This is a genomic window from Lentibacillus sediminis, assembly GCF_002763455.1.
Classification (GTDB): Bacteria; Bacillota; Bacilli; order Bacillales; family Amphibacillaceae; genus Lentibacillus_D; species Lentibacillus_D sediminis_A.
In genome coordinates this window covers 644,846-662,833 of sequence record NZ_NIXK01000001.1, presented here as the reverse complement: position 1 = coordinate 662,833, position 17,988 = coordinate 644,846, and the positions used below count along the sequence as shown (strand labels likewise).

At 45.9% G+C, this 17,988-nt stretch carries 17 protein-coding genes and 1 pseudogene; 3 read left to right on the top strand and 15 right to left on the bottom strand.

Features of this window, described 5'->3' with window-relative positions:
- Nucleotides 1-59: 59 nt before the first annotated feature.
- The 7 genes and pseudogenes from CEG13_RS03095 to CEG13_RS03065 all read right to left on the bottom strand — a co-directional run bounded on the left by CEG13_RS03095 (nt 60) and on the right by CEG13_RS03065 (nt 4,814).
- A complete protein-coding gene (locus CEG13_RS03095) occupies nt 60-242 on the bottom strand; it encodes a hypothetical protein (protein WP_100010288.1) in 183 nt (60 codons plus the stop codon).
- 83 nt (nt 243-325) lie between these two features.
- Nucleotides 326-799 (bottom strand): DUF3169 family protein, encoded by a 474-nt coding sequence (locus tag CEG13_RS03090; RefSeq protein ID WP_100010287.1) that lies wholly within the window; start codon nt 797-799, stop codon nt 326-328.
- Nucleotides 786-1,001: a helix-turn-helix transcriptional regulator gene (locus tag CEG13_RS03085; protein ID WP_100010561.1), complete on the bottom strand. Its 216-nt coding sequence runs from the start codon at nt 999-1,001 to the stop codon at nt 786-788. Before CEG13_RS03085 ends, CEG13_RS03090 begins: the two co-directional genes overlap by 14 nt.
- 197 nt (nt 1,002-1,198) lie before the next feature.
- Nucleotides 1,199-1,663, bottom strand: a complete 465-nt coding sequence (locus CEG13_RS03080) for a hypothetical protein (protein ID WP_100010286.1) — start codon at nt 1,661-1,663, stop codon at nt 1,199-1,201.
- Between the two features lie 278 nt (nt 1,664-1,941).
- On the bottom strand, nt 1,942-2,394 hold the full coding sequence (locus tag CEG13_RS03075; RefSeq protein WP_100010285.1) for an SgcJ/EcaC family oxidoreductase: 453 nt from the start codon (nt 2,392-2,394) through the stop codon (nt 1,942-1,944).
- Between the two features lie 158 nt (nt 2,395-2,552).
- Entirely contained in the window at nt 2,553-3,503 is a 951-nt protein-coding gene (locus CEG13_RS03070) for a dipeptidase (protein WP_100010284.1), read from the bottom strand.
- 482 nt (nt 3,504-3,985) lie between these two features.
- Nucleotides 3,986-4,814: pseudogene (locus CEG13_RS03065) on the bottom strand (aldo/keto reductase).
- A gap of 147 nt (nt 4,815-4,961) precedes the next feature.
- Here CEG13_RS03065 and CEG13_RS03060 point away from each other — a divergent pair.
- Complete coding sequence (locus CEG13_RS03060) at nt 4,962-5,819, top strand: YitT family protein (protein WP_100010283.1); 858 nt, start codon at nt 4,962-4,964, stop codon at nt 5,817-5,819.
- An 84-nt stretch (nt 5,820-5,903) separates the two neighbouring features.
- On the opposite strand, the gene helD is transcribed toward CEG13_RS03060, so the two are convergent.
- The gene (helD, locus tag CEG13_RS03055) at nt 5,904-8,204 is read right to left on the bottom strand and encodes an RNA polymerase recycling motor HelD (RefSeq protein ID WP_338032998.1); all 2,301 of its coding nucleotides are present in this window, start codon (nt 8,202-8,204) and stop codon (nt 5,904-5,906) included.
- Between the two features lie 361 nt (nt 8,205-8,565).
- On the opposite strand from helD, the gene CEG13_RS03050 reads away from it, so the two are divergent.
- Nucleotides 8,566-8,790, top strand: coding sequence for a hypothetical protein (locus CEG13_RS03050; protein WP_100010281.1), 225 nt, complete (start codon nt 8,566-8,568; stop codon nt 8,788-8,790).
- Between the two features lie 363 nt (nt 8,791-9,153).
- On the opposite strand, the gene CEG13_RS03045 is transcribed toward CEG13_RS03050, so the two are convergent.
- Together CEG13_RS03045 and CEG13_RS03040 are read right to left on the bottom strand one after the other, a co-directional pair.
- A complete protein-coding gene (locus tag CEG13_RS03045; protein ID WP_100010280.1) occupies nt 9,154-9,456 on the bottom strand; it encodes a heme biosynthesis protein HemY in 303 nt (100 codons plus the stop codon).
- A gap of 64 nt (nt 9,457-9,520) precedes the next feature.
- Nucleotides 9,521-9,964, bottom strand: a complete 444-nt coding sequence (locus CEG13_RS03040; RefSeq protein ID WP_100010279.1) for a hypothetical protein — start codon at nt 9,962-9,964, stop codon at nt 9,521-9,523.
- 289 nt (nt 9,965-10,253) lie between these two features.
- On the opposite strand from CEG13_RS03040, the gene CEG13_RS03035 reads away from it, so the two are divergent.
- Entirely contained in the window at nt 10,254-10,607 is a 354-nt protein-coding gene (locus CEG13_RS03035; RefSeq protein ID WP_100010278.1) for a DoxX family protein, read from the top strand.
- Between the two features lie 161 nt (nt 10,608-10,768).
- On the opposite strand, the gene CEG13_RS03030 is transcribed toward CEG13_RS03035, so the two are convergent.
- The 5 genes from CEG13_RS03030 to CEG13_RS03010 all read right to left on the bottom strand — a co-directional run bounded on the left by CEG13_RS03030 (nt 10,769) and on the right by CEG13_RS03010 (nt 17,810).
- Nucleotides 10,769-12,220, bottom strand: coding sequence for an aldehyde dehydrogenase family protein (locus CEG13_RS03030; protein ID WP_100010277.1), 1,452 nt, complete (start codon nt 12,218-12,220; stop codon nt 10,769-10,771).
- Between the two features lie 12 nt (nt 12,221-12,232).
- Complete coding sequence (locus CEG13_RS03025; RefSeq protein ID WP_100010276.1) at nt 12,233-13,285, bottom strand: homoserine dehydrogenase; 1,053 nt, start codon at nt 13,283-13,285, stop codon at nt 12,233-12,235.
- Between the two features lie 68 nt (nt 13,286-13,353).
- Nucleotides 13,354-14,553 (bottom strand): cystathionine gamma-synthase family protein, encoded by a 1,200-nt coding sequence (locus CEG13_RS03020; RefSeq protein ID WP_100010275.1) that lies wholly within the window; start codon nt 14,551-14,553, stop codon nt 13,354-13,356.
- Nucleotides 14,554-14,577: 24 nt separating this feature from the next.
- Complete coding sequence (locus tag CEG13_RS03015) at nt 14,578-15,780, bottom strand: M24 family metallopeptidase (protein WP_192869515.1); 1,203 nt, start codon at nt 15,778-15,780, stop codon at nt 14,578-14,580.
- A gap of 347 nt (nt 15,781-16,127) precedes the next feature.
- A complete protein-coding gene (locus CEG13_RS03010) occupies nt 16,128-17,810 on the bottom strand; it encodes a PucR family transcriptional regulator (RefSeq protein WP_100010273.1) in 1,683 nt (560 codons plus the stop codon).
- Nucleotides 17,811-17,988 lie beyond the last annotated feature (178 nt).

The window sequence follows — 17,988 nt, the reverse complement described above, 5'->3', positions numbered from 1 at the left end:
TTAGAGGAGTGCTCAGGGGCTTTCTATTTCTAATTCATCAGCCGCCAATAATGACCATCTCAGATCAACCACATACTCATTCGCTCCTTTACTTGATCATGCGTAAGGTATTTTTCTTCATCATGTTGCTTTAACCCGGCGTCAATTTTTGATTGTATATATATTTCCTCTATAATATCCTCATAAGTTACATCTTCGGGGAGTTCTTTTATCATTTTTATCACATTATCTTTAACAGTCATATTTTCACCCCGCTCATTTATCAGTTCTTATTATTCATTTTAGTCGCAAGCAAGCAGGCGCTCTCCAGTTGAAGTTTATGACTTCATGAAGTTTGTTTTCGCACGGATAAATAATATACCGTCAATTGTGCTAAGGGCAATATAAAAACAACAAGAATTGGATAATACGGGATAATGTCAATTAAAAATGGGTAAGCCATCATGAGAATCAGCATGACACCGAAAACTGGAATCATTGACATATAGACTCTTCTGCACGCTCTTGCTGTTATCATTTTTTCCCGTTCATCTTCTTCGGAAAATTCACCAGGGGCGAATAACGAGGAGAGTAACCCTTTATTTTTTTTTCGATTGAATCTATAAAGAAGGATTGATATTCCACCACCAATTACGAAAAAGATAAGTAATGGGGTCAGACTAACTTCAATGTAAATAGAACCTCCGTTTTTCACTCCATCAGCAAATTGATTTGCAAATGAGTAAAGTGGCACAAAAGCCCATACAGCCAGGAGCATAACGACCAGAGACAACCAGTAAACTACCTTAATTTTCTTCATCAGCACATTCCTCCTGTAACCAGAAAATTTTTTCCATAGGTAATTCAAATGTTTCGCAAATGTATAAAGCCAAAAGCAATGACGGGACGTATTCTCCTTTTTCAACCGCCGCAATCGTTTGCCTGGTAACACCCACTTTTTTCGCCAGTCTTTCTTGTGTAAAATCATGTCTTGCTCTCAATTCTTTAACCCGATTGTTCAACTTCACAATAATCCGTTGACTCCCTTCTGGTTATATTGTATAGTTTGCATTGCATTTTGTAAAGGTTAAATAACAAAATGTTAATCTGAGATAACATTTATACTAGAAATAATAAAAAGACCAAGTGATCGTACCTTCGCAGTCACTTGGTCTTGTTTTCACTTGGTTATCGAAATTCCAAAATAATAGGATAACATCTACTGCCCGCTATAATCCCAAAGCACGCTCCACTCCCCATCCGCCTCAGCCGCATAGACATGCTGAACAATCGTGAAATTTCCATACGTTCCCTTAAAGTCCTGATAAACAGTCATCCGGTAAGCCTCCTCTATCGGCTCGGCGTCTGCCTCCATCTGCCAGTTCTGCACTTTTTGGACTTCCTCTATCGTATAGGTGAACGTCTCCACCCCAAAATGGCTCATAATTATATGCGGACGATCCTGTATATAAGTAGGCTTGCTGAATCTTTCCTGCATCAATGGATGAAACAATTCCCAGGAATCCGCAAATTGATTCTCTTGCTCATATGTGTAAAAGCTCTCCACCGCACTCACGGCCTGTCGCTCGGACGACAGGAAAAAGAAATACACAACTGCCACCACAGCACCAAGGGCCAACAAGGCTCCCGCAAAAACTAATCCCTTGTTCGGTCCGCGCTTCATCGCAATTCCCCCCGATTGATTCTATGCGATCACGGGGAAAAATATCCTTGTCTGCCTGGATGGAGCTATTGTTGCTATAAAATTAAGTATGATCTAAAACGTCTCGCAAACACACATTAAGTGATAATATGTAAAAAAGTTGTCCTTAATTAAAAGATCATATAGCCAGGGTGTTGGCAGGTGTTCGATATAATGGTTAGTCAAATTGATCTGCTTAGGTTGGGCGCTATTTCTTAATTAGCGTAAAGCGCCCGTTGGTTTGGAAAGTCTGGCACGTGTCAATTACTAAGTAACTCCCTTAACTCTTCAGTCATTTGCTCAACTAATTCAGGTCTTCCATGAAATTGAGCAGGCGTATTTTGAAAGAGCTCAATTTGCCAATCATTATCTATCTTAGCTACCACCAGACTTTGATGGGCGTTTACCGTGGGGTCAATATCTGTTTTTCCAGGTGGAATCATCCCTGCAATAGCTTGTAAAATTGCGGCATCCGTTCCCAATGCCCGTATATCTTTAACTTTGGTTACAAAAGGAGGGGTAGGATGGTTTTCAAAGATAGGTTCGAGGTGCGATAGGATCTCCTCTCGTCCAATCACCTTACTTCCATCAAACCCAATTTGGACTCCTCTTTCTGCGAATTCTTCAGCCATATCTTTTGCATCTCGTTTGTTCCATGCATTTATTAGTTTTTGATAAAGATTATTAATTTCATTTTGGAATGAGCTATTCATGTTCTGTTGAGCCTCCTCGAACTATAATGATATATTCTTTCCCACGTTATCACATTTCAACAAAGTGGTCCTTCGTATAACTACAGGAAACCCCTTGTATAGACCATATTTAAAGAGGCAAAACGATGCACCTTCCTTCCAGAGTCACAGCTGTTCTATTAGTGCGGCCGGTGATTCAGGAAATTCTGATACGCGAAGCCTCTCACTTGCTCCTCTGAAAAATGGCGCAGCAGCTCGTCCATCAGGTTTTGATAAACCCCGGCATTTCCCAGATTTTCAACAAAACTGCTGATCCCGTCAAAGTCAGAGCCAAAGCCTATCTGGCTGGCGCCGCCAAGCGAGCAGAGATGATCAATGTGCCGGATTAGATCAGTAATCTGTGCTTCCTCTTTGCCTTCATTGATAAATGGCGGATTAAAAACCACATGAATCAGTCCGTTTTTTTCAAATAAAGCCTTGGCTTGGTCATCATACAAATTGCGCGGATGATCGCAGATAGCCCGTGAATTGGAATGGCTGGCAAACGGATAGTCCGCCAATTCAAGGATATCCCAGAATCCCTTCACCGTGGCATGGGAGACATCGGTAAATACGTGATGCTGATTATTCAGTTTGACGACTTCTTTCCCGAGCAACGTCAATCCACCGCCGCGCGGCTCCTCTGCCCCATCGGCACAGAGATTGGCATTGTTCCAGGTCAGCCCAATGGACAGCACCCCCATCCGGTAAAGATGCCTTAGTTTGACCAGGTCATTGCCGAATGCATCTGCTCCTTCCAGGGTGAGAACTGCTCCGATATCGCCTTGTTCTAAGTGATCCAGCTGATCCCATGTGTGGATATGTTTCATTGCCGGGTTTTTCTCGATGATTTCACTGTAAAATAGGTCCACCTGCTCCAGGGCATGCTGCCACTTTTCGTCAGACGGCACGTCCGGGTTGATGAAGATAGCGAAGAACTGAACGGCGACTTCGCCCTGTTGCAGTCGTTCGAGATTCGTGTCAAGCTCTGGCGCATCCGTGAAGGAAAGGTGGGTTTTTCCTTTGTATTTTCCGCGCTTTACTGATTGCAGCTTCAGCAGTGCGTCACAGTGTGTGTCGATGATTTTCAAGTGGTTTTCCTCCTTTGGGTCCTGACGGTGTTGTTTATAGAAATGATTCTCGTGGACATTTAGGCGATCTGGTGAGCGATTTTGTTAGTAGAAGCATTCTCGCCGACATTTCGGGCGTTCTGCCAGCCACTTTTGACGTTGAGAATGCTTCTCTACATCATTTCGAGCGCTCTCCCTGCCACTTTTGACGTTGAAGACAGCTCTCTACAGCATTTCGAGCTCTTTTCTTGCCACTTTTGACGTTGAGAACGCTTCTCTACATCTTTTCGAACACTTTGCTTGCCACTTTTGACGTTGAGGACGCTTCTCTACATCATTTCGAGCGCTCTCCCTGCCACTTTTGACGTTGAGAATGCTTCTCTACATCATTTCAGGCGCTTTTCCTGCTACTTTTGTCTTTGAGGACAGCTCTCTACAACATTTCGAACGCTCACCCAGCTATTTGCCGGGTGATCCGCTCGATTCCACCGCCATCAACAACATCATTCATCATAACTATCCGGATCCTTCCCTGTCCGATCATCTCTATTCAATCCGTCTATCGCTGCCATCCTCAGCGGTCAGGGAAAAATCAAAGATATCGGCATTCTCCTTAATCCGATGCGCAGTAACTGACTTAGGGATAGTCACAACACCTTTTTGCACATCCCAGCGGAGCACAACCTGAGCGGGAGTCTTACTGTACTTCTCGGCAAGTTCCACGATCACCGGCTCCTCGATGATCCTGCCCCGTTTCAGCGGCGCCCATGCCTCTAGCTGAATGCCTTCCTTCCTGCAAAACTCCAACAGTTCTGCCTGAGAAAGATGCGGATGGTATTCCACCTGGTCGACCGCAGGCTTCACTTTGCTGCCGTCCATCAGGTTCTCCAAATGATGCGAATGAAAATTGCTCACACCGATCGCTCGGACTTTTCCTTTTTCGTACAGTTCTTCCATCGCTCTCCACGTCTCTTTATATTTATCTCTCACCGGCCAGTGAATCAGATACAGATCCAGATAATCCAGGCCCAGTTTGGACAAACTCCGCTCGAACGCCTCCAGTGTAGCCTCATATCCCTGCTCATCATTCCAGACTTTGGTGGTGATAAATAATTCTTCACGTGGCACGCCGGACTCCTTGATTGCCTGCCCCACCCCGGTTTCATTATCATAATAAGAGGCGGTATCGATACTGCGGTAGCCATGTGCAAGCGCTGTTTTCACTGCATTTTTAACCGTCTCTCCGTCCTCTACCTTGTATACACCCAGTCCAAATCCGGGCATTTTCACTCCATTATTCAGCATCACGGTATCCTGTAAATGTTCCATCATGTTGTCACCCTCCTAGTTTCTTTCAGTATAAACAAATTCACACGCAGATGAAAAAGAAAGGCTGTTCCGGGTAAAATCTCCAAATGTCGAGCAACTATGTTAGAATGTAATCGGTTAAAGAAAGCTCGTCTGAAAGGAAAAGTGAATATGAAAATAAATCGCACGTTACTGGAATATTTTTACATTATAGCCGGGGCCACGCTTGTCGGGCTCTCTTATAATATGTTTCTCTTGCCGTCACGGCTGGCCGCGGGTGGGATCTCCGGAATCAGCACCATTTTGTTTGAGATGTATGCCTTAAGCCCTGCCCTGACACAGCTTGCCATCAATATCCCGATTTTCATTATTGGCTGGATCGCGATGGGAAAGGATTTCAGCTGGAAAACCCTGCTCGGAACTTTCTGGGTACCTTTTGTCATCTTTCTCAGCGCCAACATCCCGATTACCGTGACCAATCCGCTGCTCGGGGCACTTTACGGAGGGATCGTGCTCGGAGTTGGACTAGGTGTCGTTTATAAAGGGAATGGTTCCACAGGCGGCACGGCAGCGATTGCCCAGATCGTTAAAAAATTCACCGGCATCTCCAGCGGCTATTCACAGCTGATCGTCGATGGATTTGTCGTGGTCGCTTCGATTATCGTCTTCAGCCTGGAACTGACACTGTTCGCCTTAATGGCAATCTACGTCACCAGCAAAGTGATCGACAGGGTCCAGCTGCGCACCTCTGCCAGCAAGTTGGTGATGATCATCACGGAAAACGAGGAAAAAATCGAGTCCCTGATTCGGGATAAAATCGACCGCGGACTGACAAAAGTCCGTTCTGTCGGCGGCTTCACCAACCAAGACAAAACAATGATCCTCTGTGTCGTCGAGCAGCCCGAAGCCGTGAAATTGAAAAAGCTGCTGCAACAGGACGAGCCTTCTTCTTTTGTGATTTTCCTCAATGCATCGGAAATTTTAGGGCGGGGGTTTTCTTTGGACAGGTATTATGGGCAGAAGCTTTAGGCATGACAAAAAAATCCGGAGGGGGCGCTCATCGCGCCTCCTCAGCTTTTAATTTGAAGTAAGTTCTTCCACGTCTGTAGAGACTCACCCCACCTCATACGTATACCCCGAGGCCTCCCCGATAAACCTGCACGGCTCTCCATCACTTACCATCACCAACGCATGCATCGCTCTGGTGCAAGCCGTATAAAAAAGCGTTCTGTCCGACTCTTTTTCATAACTTTGCTTTGATGCATCAGGAATAATCACCGCGTCAAATTCGATTCCCTTTGCCAAATAAACTGGCAATATGGACAAGCCTTTCTCAAACGTAAACGTCTCCTCATCTATCTTTTTGACCGGCAGCTTATCTTTCAGCAAATCATAGATCCCGTCACTTTCCTCTTTAGTCTTACAAATGAACGCAATACTTTCACACCCCTTTTCGCGAAGCTTTTTTACATTTTCCAGGAAGATATTAGCCAGATCTTTTTTCTCCACCCGCAATAGCTCCGGTTTACTCCCTTCCCGGTTAAACGCTTCTATCTTTTCTTCACCGGGAGCAAAGCATTTCGTAAACTCGGTAATTTGTTTGGTGGATCGGTAACTATTTGTCAAAGCTATCCGCTCATGGTTTAGCTCACTATTAGGTACGAGTGGGTTTTCCTCCGTTGCATAAGAATAGATCCCCTGATTCACATCCCCAAGCAGCGTCATTCGTGTATAAGGAAAAACGTCTCGGATAAAGGCAAATTGAAAGGCGGAATAGTCCTGTGCCTCGTCAATTACCAGCTGCCGAACCGAACTATCCGCATGATGGCCGACTAACAGACCTTTAAAATAAAGATAAGGTGTGGCATCCTCCCATGTTGCATATTTGTCTGCCAAATGCGATGCTGTCAATGCACGAATGTCCCCCCAGTTGGCCGGCTGCTGCTCCGGATCCCAATCCGTAAACAGTTTCCGATATGTTCGTGTGACATTCACAAACTCGAACTGCCTGATCCGCTTTTTCATCTTGGAAAAAACCCTCTTAGCAACCTCCGCGCGCAAAATTTCCTCTTCTGTATCAATGTCATTTACATCATCTTCATCCATGGTTTGGTAATATGCTTTTAAATAAGTCTCCTTATCAAGCAACTCCACTTGCTCCATGACCCAATCCTTATCCTTCTCCACACTTTCCTGCTTTCGCAATTTCTTCAGCAGCCACCTCGAGACAAGTTCCATTTTATTCGGTATCGCTATCGAATCATCCAAGCCGTAGAAATAATCATACTGCTCCTCTTTTGAAACAAGCACGCGCTTTCGAAAGGTGATATTTTTGAACACCATGCCGTCGTGTCGCAAATGGGAAGCAAATTCATCGATCAGCTGTTTAAAATCCAAACTTGATTTATATTCGATATTATTCATCCTGACGGCATAATCCTGCTTTTCAGATTCGGTTAATACATATTCCATCTGGTCAAACGGGGATTCAATGGTAAATTCGCCTGCGATTCCCGATTCCAGAAAGTCCAAGAAGGTCGTTTGCTGGATGTTTTCTTCTCCCAGCTCCGGCAGCACATTGGCGATGTAACTGGTGAATAAAGGGTTTGGCGAAAATAGAACCATATTATTTTTATTTAATTCACCACGGTGTTTGTACATCAAATAGGCGATCCGCTGCAGGGCAGCAGATGTTTTCCCGCTTCCTGCTGCTCCTTGAACGATCAGCAGATGACTTTTCTCATTACGTATGATTTTATTTTGTTCTTGCTGGATCGTAGCGACAATACTTTTCATGGTGGTACTTGCATTATTTCCAAGCGCCTGCTGGAGGAGCTGATCGCCTATGGTAACTCCGGTGTCAAACATGCCATTCAGCCGGCCCTGTCTGATAATAAATTGCCGCTTTAGCGTCATTTCGCCTTTAATTGTGCCTTCGATCGTTTCATATTCTGCATTTCCCGGGGAAAAATCATAGTAGATGCTGGAAATCGGAGCCCGCCAATCATAGATGAGGAAGTTTTCATCCTTCTCGTCCATGAGGGATGCAGTGCCAATATAAATTTTTTCCGCATTCTGTTCCGTTTCTTCGATAAAATCAACGCGTCCAAAGTAAGGGGAATGTTTCAGCCGTTCTAAGGTTTTCAACTCTTCGCCCATTTTTCCATGGAACCTTTCTCGTTCCGATAAGAGCTCTGCCTGCTGCTTGATACTGGCTTGGGTTTCGATGATGTCATCAAGTTCCTCCACATTGACGGTCACATCATCCCAAAAAGTTTTTCGAAGCTCAATCACACTCTCTTTCAACCCAGCAGATTTTGAATAGATTTTTTCTTCTTTTTTGCTGATTTCATCAATAACCTCACGAATGCGTTGCTGTTCTGCGGCGCGACCGTCCTTTTCCTGGCTCATCATACCAACCCCGTTCAACAATTTATGATTTTTTATTGACTTTGAAATTTGTGCGTGATATAATTTAAATTGGATAGTTATATACTATACTAATTTACAAAGTCACTTCCTCATCATACCACTTTTCATTCTCACTTTCAATGCCTTCATAACCTTTTTTGTATTGGGCATAATCACACCGATTATTTCGCAGTTATCAATCTATGACAAATAAATTAAACATTAATCCAAAGGTAACCGTTTTCTAATGACAATTTGTTGTTTGAATTGCATGTTTTAAGGGCATTATTACCTATAAATAAATATTAGAATTTTTTCTATAGTGGCCCGGTCAAATAGATTAAACTGAGTTGGAGGGACCAATATGTCTAAAACAAAATTTACGTTTACCATGATTGGGAGTATTTTCGCAGGGTTTCTTATCATAGGGGTGTTAAGATGGCTAGGTTTATACATCTCATTAGCTGCTGTATGGCATAATATATTTGGTGAGCCTGATGCCATCAGCATAACAATTGTATCTCTAATTACGGTACTGTTTTCTTACCTTATAGTGAGCAGACTTTATAAGAAATACGTGAAATCTTAAATATCAAATTATATATCTTCAAACAGACGACAATGGGCGGTGATCAATTTGGCTTATACTATCAGGTATTTTGATTATCAATCTTTGGCAGATAAGATTGATTCAAAGGTAGTCGAAAAGTCTTTGATAAGGTAATTTCCTCATGACGATATGTTGTTCGAACTGCATGTGTTGCGGGGTTTAAAAACTATTCACCGAAAGCAAGATGCTATTTTACTAAGTGAAAATTATGCTTGGTGGGATAATGAAGAGGATGATATTTATAATGAACAGTAAAATAACCATTGAATTTATTTTAGATGAATGCACTAAGTAATACATCAAAAAACCAGACCCCTGTAACAAGAGCCTGGCAATATATGCTTAATGATGATGATGCCCGCCAATATGCGAGTTGGTAATCTCAAATCCTCGGTTGTCTACATAAAAGTACTTAATCCACACCCCATCAAGAAATCGGTCCGTTTTATCTAACAGCACATCAATATCTTTATCCGTTTTAACAATTTCATCATTCTCGGTTGGAGTGTCCAGTTTCACATCATAATGTGCGTGATCCCCATGGTCCACAGTCGTGTAGACGCGGATCATTTTGCCTTCTGCTTCTTCGGTATCCAGCATCTTTTTCAGTTCCTTCGCTGCATTGCGGTTAATTTTGCATTTCATCACAGATTCCCCTTTCGCTTAATTCCATTATCCCATGTTTGCCCGCAAATGGGAAAAATCCGGCTCAACTCCCCAGAAACTCCTGATTATAATCGGTGCTGGAAAGCACCTGGAAATCAGCAACATAATAGTAGCCATCAGTCTGCATCGTCCATAGTGCAACCTGATTATCACCGACCCGGCCAACAACGAGTATCCAATTTTCATCATATTTCTGATTGAGCTCGGCAATTTTTTCCTCGTTCAACTGACCGTGCCTTAGTTCCCGTAACCCCATATTGGCAAGACCCTGGCTCTCTTGCGTATGGCTGACAAGTGTATCGATGAGATCATTCATATTCTGCTCTATGTCCGGATAATTTTCTGCAAAAACATATTCGATATATTCCTCGTCCCCTGTCAGTGCCGCACTGTAAATATCCTCCACGACACGGGCAGACGCCTGGCTCATGCATCCGCTAAGCAGCAAACTGGCAAGGATCACTCCCAGTACCATTAATTTTTTCATCTTGTATTCTCCCCTGTTGCATAGCTATCTTTGCCCGTATTATACATGAAAAACAGGTATGCTGCCAGAATGGGAGGGGTGTTTACTAAACTCAGTTGAGTGATGTTTTAATCTTGTAATATAAGGTATAGTATATTAATTCATTTTACAAAGGAGTTATACAAACTCAGGTTGGCAGTTCTGTAACACTTAGGCCTGGCGTTTATTTTTTAAATACTTTACTAACTCAGCTTGTTTATCAGGCTTATTTTTTACGCACATTTTAAACTGAAAAAGGAGAGATAGAGAAATGAATATTGCTTTATGGATCGTTCAAATAGCATTAGCCTTGTTATTTATAATGCTAGGTTCATTGAAAGCTTTTGCTTATGACAAGGCGAAAGCTAATTTGTCATGGATTGAGGATGTTCCCAAGGGCTTGGTAAGATTTAACGGGATATCTGAATTGCTTGGTGGGATTGGTTTGATTATACCTTATGCAACAGGGATTGTCCCTATATTAACACCTGTTGCAGCTTTTGCACTCGCCTTCATCATGATTCCAGCTGCTGGGATTCATATTAAAAGAAAAGAATATCAATCGATGTGGCTGAATATCACCATCTTAGCATTAGCTTTATTTGTGGGAATCGGACGCTGGTAGGGGGAGCAGTTTACGGGCCGTTTATCCTGCATCGTCCGCTCATACGTGAATGAATGTTGATAGAACAATGAGCATTGAATTGCTTTGCAATTCAATGCTCATTTTCTCATGCAATTTCATTTTTTCTCCAAAACGAAACTACTTGGTTCTCCCCCTCGCGATTAAAAAGGAGCGTTCAATTTAAAATTAACCACTTTCTTCTCCGTCATTAATTCAATCGCAAACTTCACACCTTCCCGGCCGATGCCGGATTGCTTGGTGCCGCCAAATGGCATGGCATCAATGCGGTAATCACTGCTGTCATTGACCATGACGCCGCCGACATTCAAATGCTCAATGGCATAATGGGCGTTGTTCAAATTGTTCGTGAAAATTCCTGCATGCAGGCCGTAATCTACATCATTGGCTCGTTTGACAGCGGCTTTCAAATCAGGAACACTTTCCAGCATGACGACAGGTCCAAAAATCTCCTCTTTGGCGATCGTTGCTTCCGGAGAGACGTTTACCAGCACCGTCGGCTCGACAAACGCACCATTCCTTTTACCGCCAGTAGCAATCTCTGCCCCTAGCGACACTGCCTCTTCAATCAGGCCTTCCACACGCTTCGCCTCACCCTCCGTGATAAGCGGCCCCATGTCCGTATCTTCGGAGAGTTTATCCCCGGTAGTCAGCCGGTTAGTGGCAGCAGTGAACTTTTCCACATAATCCGCATAAATCGCTTCTTCCACATAGACCCGCTGCACGCCGATACAGTTTTGCCCTGCTGCGGCAAATGCGCCATCCACAGAGCTGTCCACCGCATCCTCCAAGTCGGCATCTGCAAGAACGATGACAGGGGAATTTGAGCCGAGCTCCATGCTGACTTGTTTGGTCCCTGTTTTCTCTTTAATTTCCTTGCCTGTATCTGTTCCGCCTGTGAAAGAAACGGCCTTAACGTACGGATGGCTGACGAGCTCATCACCAACTTCCCCGCCGGAACCGGTGATAACAGACAGCATGCCATCTGGAAGTCCGGCTTCTGAAAAAATTTGAGCTAACTTCAACGCACTTAATGGCGTGCTTGAGGCGGGTTTGATGACAATCGCATTTCCTGCTGCGATTGCTGGGCCGACCTTATGGGCAACCAGATTTAGCGGGTCATTGAATGGTGTGATGGCTCCGACAACGCCAACCGGCGAATAATAGTAATAGCCGATCCGGTTTTCACTGCCTTCGTTTTGGTCAAAATTAATCGTCTCCCCCTGGATGCGCCGAGCTTCCTCTGCGGCAATTTCCAACGTTTGCGCGGCACGCTTTGCTTCACCGCGAGCTTCATTGATGGTTTTGCTGCCTTCCAATGCAATGGTTCGGGCAAAGTCCTCCTGATTTTCCAAAAGCAGCTGACTGACACGCTTCAGAACTGCAATCCGCTGATGCACCGGCCATTTTCCCAGGGAATCAAATGTCTCCTGTCCCAGCTCAATCGCATAGCGCATGTCTTCCCGGGAAGCTTTGGCGACAGAGGCGATTTTTTCTCCGTTTTGCGGATTCCGTACATCAATCGTTTCCTCTCTTGATACCCAGCGTCCTGCCAGGAACATCTTGCCTTTTTGCGTCTCCAGTTTCGTATTCATCTGACCCCTCCTTTAAGCCAATTGTCTGCTCTGGTGTTTCTGATAATGAATATAATCAATCAGCAGGGAAAATCCGGTTTCCTTCCGTCCGGCGCCGGCTCCGGTGAGCATGACAGGTCCAAGCAAATCGCACTTATAAAGAATCGCGTTGGTGGCGCCGCTGACACCGGCAAGCGGGTGATCTGCCTTTAGTCGCTCCGGCTGAACACTTGTCTTAACCGATCCATCCGGCTGTCTTTTCACCTTGCCGATCAGACGCAGTTTTTCCTGCTGGTCAAGTGCCGCCTGAACATCATCTGCCGTCAAACCGCTGATCCCTTCACAAGCAATGTCCGCCGAATCAAGCGGCACGCCCATCAGACAGCTTGCTAAAATCGCCACTTTATACCGCACGTCATACCCTTCCACATCATTGGTCGGATCGGCTTCCGCATAGCCATTCTCCTTGGCCGCGGCCAATGCGTCCTCGTAGGATGTGCCTTTTTCCATTTCCGTTAAAATATAATTCGTCGTCCCGTTTAAAATCCCGCTGATTTCCGTGATTTCGTTTCCGGCAAGCGTTTCTTTCGGCATCCGAAGTGCCGGGGTTCCGCTCATGACCGTTCCTTCAAAGCCGAAAAATACCCCATGTGCTTCGGCCAATTCCGTCAGTTCCCTGTAAGCCAGGGCGACCGGCCCTTTATTGGTGGTAATCACGCTTTTTTTGCTGGCAAACGCCCGCTTGCAGTGCGTCATCGCGGGCTCTCCGGTTGTGACATCTGTAAAGGTTACTTCCATAATCACATCGGCACTCGTGGTTTCAATCGTCTCCAGGCTGGATAAGCCCTTTACCACATCCGCACCGTCAGGATAGGTTTCCACGGTACCGTCGCGCTGGACACAGTCAAGCAGCACCTCAATATCCAGGCCATTTTTGTCATAAACCGAGCCCTTGTGCAGGTCGGCAACCGCAACAATGTTGGACTCCATCCCATAATCTGCCTGCAGCTTCGCGTTCCGTTCCGCAATAATTTCCGCAAATGCCTGCCCGACTCCTCCAAAGCCGATCATTGCAATATTGGTCATCCTTGAGTCCCCTCCTTTGTCTATATTTACGCCAGACGTAAAGGGGACAGCCGCCCCCTTCACCTTTGTTATCTCCGCAGCTCCATCGGTTCTTTCAACCCGGCAAACGCCTGCTGCAGATCGCTTTTTAAATCTTCCACGTCTTCAATCCCAGCCGAATAACGGATCAGCCCTTCCGGAATACCAAGTGCCGCTCGTTCTTCCGGAGTGCATTCCACATGGCTTGTCGTCCGGGCGGGTCCGACGATCGTTTCCACCGCTCCCAGATTGGCCGCACGGTTGGCATATTGCAGTTTTGGCAAGAAATCCCTTACTGCATCCATTCCGCCTTTCAGGGAAAAGCTCAACATGCCGCCAAATCCGCGCATTTGCCGGGAAGCAATATCATGGTTTGCATGCGTTTTCAGACCCGGATAAAATACGTCCTCGACCGCGTCAACCGTCAGCAGATATTCGGCAATTTCCTGGGCGTTTTTATTTTGCTGATCGATCCGCAGTTTCAAAGTTTTCATCCCACGCAGCAGCAGGTATGCCGCCATCGGATCAAGGGAAGCCCCATTGATTTCCCGGTAGTGATACACTTCCTCGACCAGCTCCTCGCTGCCGCATAGCGAACCGCCCAGTGCGTCAGCATGCCCGCCGAGAAATTTCGTTGCACTGTGGATGACCAGATCTGCGCCAAAAGCCAGGGGGTTTTGATTGATCGGTGTAGCAAACGTATTATCAACGATCACCAGTGCTCCCTGGGCTTTCCCAGCTTCCACCATCCGCTCAATATCGGTAATTTTCACGGTCGGATTTGTCGGTGTTTCCAGGTAAAGCACCTTGCAGCCTTTTGCCACTTCCCGTTCCACCGCTTCATGATCGCCTGTCTCACAAAGCTCAACATCGACGTTCATTTTCGGTAAAAACTCGCTGAAAATCTTGTTCGTCCCGCCATAGGTATCCTTAATTGACACTACCCGGTCACCTGGATGCAGAAACGTGTAGAGCGTATTGCTGATTGCCGCCATCCCAGTAGAAAACGATGTCGCAGCCTCTGCGCCTTCCAGCTCGCGAATTTTTTCTTCAAATGCCTTCACGGTCGGGTTGGTGTTCCGGCCATAGATATGCCCCTCGCGTTTCCCGGTCGCTACCTCAAACCATTCATCCAGATCATCATAACCGAAGGAAACGCTGTGTACCACCGGCACCTGGGTTGCTCCAAAGGCCAGATAGTCGCTCTCCCCTGACCAGATTGCTTTTGTTGCCATGTTTATTTTTCCCATTGTAATCATCCTTTCCTTTTCGTTTTAGCCGATTTGAAAATCATTTCTTCCTGATGTATCTTTGACAATCAGTTCCCTCGGATAGTTGGTAAACAGGTCATGCCCTGTCTCGGTAACGCGGAATGTGGTACTGACTTCCACGCCGTCGGAATCAAACCACAGGGCCGGGATGAAATGAAACGTCATGTTTGGCTGAAGTATCGTCCTATCCCCGGTGCGAATGCTTGCCGTATGCTCGCCCCAGTCCGGCGGGTAGCTGATGCCGGTGGAATAGCCGAGCCGCGAATCTTTTTCCAGGCTATATCGTTTTAAATGCGTTTCCCAAGTTACGGCCAGATCATGACACGTGGCTCCTGGCTTGATCGTTTCCAGCACTTTTTCCATTCCTTCTGTCGCCACCGAAGAAATATACTGCAGCCGCTCGCTCGGTTTGCCGAGTGAAAGTGTTCGTGCCATTGGGACATGGTAGCGTTTGTGACAGCCCGCTGTCTCGATAATCGCCGGCGCCCCTTCCTGGAAGGTCTGCTCTGACCAGGTTAAATGCGGCATCGACGTGTGCTCGCCTGTTGGGATCATCGGCACAATCGAAGGGTAATCCCCGCCATAATCCGCTGTCCCGTTTACCAGGTGAAAATACAGTTCCGCCGCCGCTTCATTTTCCCTTACGCCCGGACGGATTTTGTCCACAGTTCGACTCATGGCTTGATCCACGATGAGGCCGGCCCGGCGCATGTATTCAATTTCCTGGTCGGACTTTATCATGCGAATGTTATTCACAAGTAGTGAGGCGTCACGGAATTTGGCATTTGGCAGTGCCTTTTTTAGCCGTTCATAGCCTTGAGCGGTAAAGAAAAACTGCTCCATCTCTACCCCGATCCGCCGGTTTCCATGGCCGATTTCATCGATGATTTTCCCAAAGAAGTCCATTGGGTGATGCGTCTCAGAATGAATATAAATATCCGGATAGGAAATCACATGCTCATCATATATCCAGGTGGAGGCCTTCGCTCCGTTGGCGTCCATCGCTCTCCCTATCCATAACGGCTGGGGTTCATCAATGATCACTGCCAGCATTTGGTGAACGTAAAAGGACCAGGCATTATACCCCGACAAGTAATACATATTGGCCGGGTTCGTGATCAGCAGAACATCCACCCCTTCTTCTTGCATTTTTTCCTTTGTCTTTTGCAGCCGCTCGTGATATTCCAGCATATCAAACGGTAGCATCATAACGTTTCCCTCCCTTGACATCTTTCCTTCTGTCCCCCTGATTCTATTGTATGGAATCATTTGAATTTACGTAATGTATAAAATGTATGAACTTTAGTGGAGTGGTGTCTTACACTTTTTTTGAATGTTTAAGCATAAATTGTTCCTATTTGCTCCGCAGCCCGGATACACTTCGCTTTCCGGGGACGGCTGGTGAGCCTCCTCGTGCTGTCGCACTTCGGGGTCTCACCGATGCCTATCCTCCCCCAGGAGTCTACGTGTATCCGGGCTGCTTATGTGGGCTTAAATACTTTTGCAAAACAAAAATCATTTAGAAACCAAGGCATATAAAAAAACCCCTCTTATCAAGGAGTTTTCCCGTTTTTCAGTGTCCATAATCGGATGCTCAGTTCAAGAAGAAACGAATCTTCCGCATCCAGTACCGATAATCTCGACAGCCGCTCAATGTTTCGGAGCCGGTGCAAGAGGGACTGACGATGCAGATTCATTGCCCGTGCCGTCTGGCTGACATTGTTATGATGCTTTTTATACATCATAAATGTATGCAGGAGATGGGCCTCGCGCTTCTCATCATAGTTTATCAAATCCTGGATCGTGCTTGAGACAATCTCTTCTGCTTCATCTTCTTTGGAAAGTGCCATCAGCAGGCGGTTCATTTTCGTATCAGCGAAAAAGGTTCTTGTGCCGGGTTCTCCCTGCTTTTGGCCGATCGTTAATGCCACCTCTGCTTCCTGGCAGCTATCGTAAAAAACTTGCATCCCGTCTCCGTTCAGCGAGACACCCCAGCTGATGGTGATCCCTTCCAGCAACTCCTGCAGCCGCCGCTCAACGAGATCAAGGAATTGATGGGTTGTTTCTTGAAAAGAATCATGTGCCGCTTCCAGAAAAATAATCACCCGGTCTCCGTCAAACGTGATCATCCGTTGGCGATTAATTTGATCGGCAGCATGCTGTACTTCTGTCTGCACATAGTAATTACGGCTATGCATAGAAAGGGCTTCAATTTGACCGGTACTTGACGTAATGACATCATCCGCTTGCTTATGGAAGCCGATCTCACCAACAAGGCAAACGTAGGGCTTCCTCAAGTCATACCCCAGTAAATCCCCTCTGCTCAAGAGGCCTTGATCGATCGTTTTTTTGCTCTTGGCCAGATCTAGTAAAAACTGATCCTTTAGCCTGATTTCCGTCATTTCGATCGCATTTTCTTTTACAAAATAAAGGGCACACGCGGTCACCGCATGCTCTAATATGCTCAGCTCACGTTTGGTAAACGGCCGGCCGGTGTCGTTCTGGAATAGGAGGTAGCCCTGTTTCTTATGATTGGACAGAATAGTCAGCTGAAAGCACTCTCCATCTGTGAATTCATATTTTTCAATTGGATAATGATGCTCCAGATACGAGGAGCGCTCCATGGGAACGGCCTGGTGAAATCCGGCTGTTTTTCCATTTAGAATGTCGATCATTTCTTCGGGAAAACGCTGTTTCGCCCTCGTTGTCTTCATCACATCACTGACCGCTACGGGGACGTGAGTATTTTCATAGACAATCGCCAGAATCTCGGAAAGCCCCTCGCCATCAAGCACGCAATTGATTAAATTCTGCCTGACTTGCTCCATCTGTTTTTGCTTATCCTGCTCTGTCTCAGAAATCTCCTGCAGAATCGCTTCCATAATATCCCCAAAACGAATTTCCCAGGGGATCTCCAGCAGGACCACTTCGTTTTGTTCGCATACGTCGACTATGGTGTCGGGCACCTGAAAGATGTACCTCCCCATCGCAAATCCAATCGCCGAGGCACCTGACTCAATGACATCGCTTACATATTCTATTAGTTTCTGCGGATCCTGACCACAGCCGATCCCAGTACTCAGGACAAACTCATTCTGCTTCACAAAATTCTCTACCGGTGTCTCAATCACACTGACCCACTCGACCTGCCGTTTTGCGAGCAGCTCATCTGTCGTCAGCATGTTTGCCGTTTTTAAAACCGGCAGCTCAATCGCGGTGCGCATCCCGATTCCCATAGTCTTCCCTCCAAGTGTGCGATGTCTCTTTGTATTTTAAATTTTACCATAATATGAGGTTTGGGGTTAACTGGTTTGCTGTTTCGTTCAACGAGAGAGTGGCTTCGTGCAGTTGACTCGCTGCTTTTAAATGCGATATTATCAAATTATAAAAAATTCTTTGGCAGGGGGAAAAGAA

Bases quoted from the DNA above. Each gene is read 5' to 3' on its own strand.
- CEG13_RS03095 (WP_100010288.1), bottom strand. From the start codon at position 242: ATGACTGTTAAAGATAATGTGATAAAAATGATAAAAGAACTCCCCGAA.
- CEG13_RS03090 (WP_100010287.1), bottom strand. From the start codon at position 799: ATGAAGAAAATTAAGGTAGTTTACTGGTTGTCTCTGGTCGTTATGCTC.
- CEG13_RS03080 (WP_100010286.1), bottom strand. From the start codon at position 1,663: ATGAAGCGCGGACCGAACAAGGGATTAGTTTTTGCGGGAGCCTTGTTG.
- CEG13_RS03075 (WP_100010285.1), bottom strand. From the start codon at position 2,394: ATGAATAGCTCATTCCAAAATGAAATTAATAATCTTTATCAAAAACTA.
- CEG13_RS03060 (WP_100010283.1), top strand. From the start codon at position 4,962: ATGAAAATAAATCGCACGTTACTGGAATATTTTTACATTATAGCCGGG.
- helD (WP_338032998.1), bottom strand. From the start codon at position 8,204: ATGATGAGCCAGGAAAAGGACGGTCGCGCCGCAGAACAGCAACGCATT.
- CEG13_RS03050 (WP_100010281.1), top strand. From the start codon at position 8,566: ATGTCTAAAACAAAATTTACGTTTACCATGATTGGGAGTATTTTCGCA.
- CEG13_RS03045 (WP_100010280.1), bottom strand. From the start codon at position 9,456: ATGAAATGCAAAATTAACCGCAATGCAGCGAAGGAACTGAAAAAGATG.
- CEG13_RS03040 (WP_100010279.1), bottom strand. From the start codon at position 9,964: ATGAAAAAATTAATGGTACTGGGAGTGATCCTTGCCAGTTTGCTGCTT.
- CEG13_RS03035 (WP_100010278.1), top strand. From the start codon at position 10,254: ATGAATATTGCTTTATGGATCGTTCAAATAGCATTAGCCTTGTTATTT.
- CEG13_RS03030 (WP_100010277.1), bottom strand. From the start codon at position 12,220: ATGAATACGAAACTGGAGACGCAAAAAGGCAAGATGTTCCTGGCAGGA.
- CEG13_RS03025 (WP_100010276.1), bottom strand. From the start codon at position 13,285: ATGACCAATATTGCAATGATCGGCTTTGGAGGAGTCGGGCAGGCATTT.
- CEG13_RS03020 (WP_100010275.1), bottom strand. From the start codon at position 14,553: ATGGGAAAAATAAACATGGCAACAAAAGCAATCTGGTCAGGGGAGAGC.
- CEG13_RS03015 (WP_192869515.1), bottom strand. From the start codon at position 15,780: ATGCTACCGTTTGATATGCTGGAATATCACGAGCGGCTGCAAAAGACA.
- CEG13_RS03010 (WP_100010273.1), bottom strand. From the start codon at position 17,810: ATGGGAATCGGGATGCGCACCGCGATTGAGCTGCCGGTTTTAAAAACG.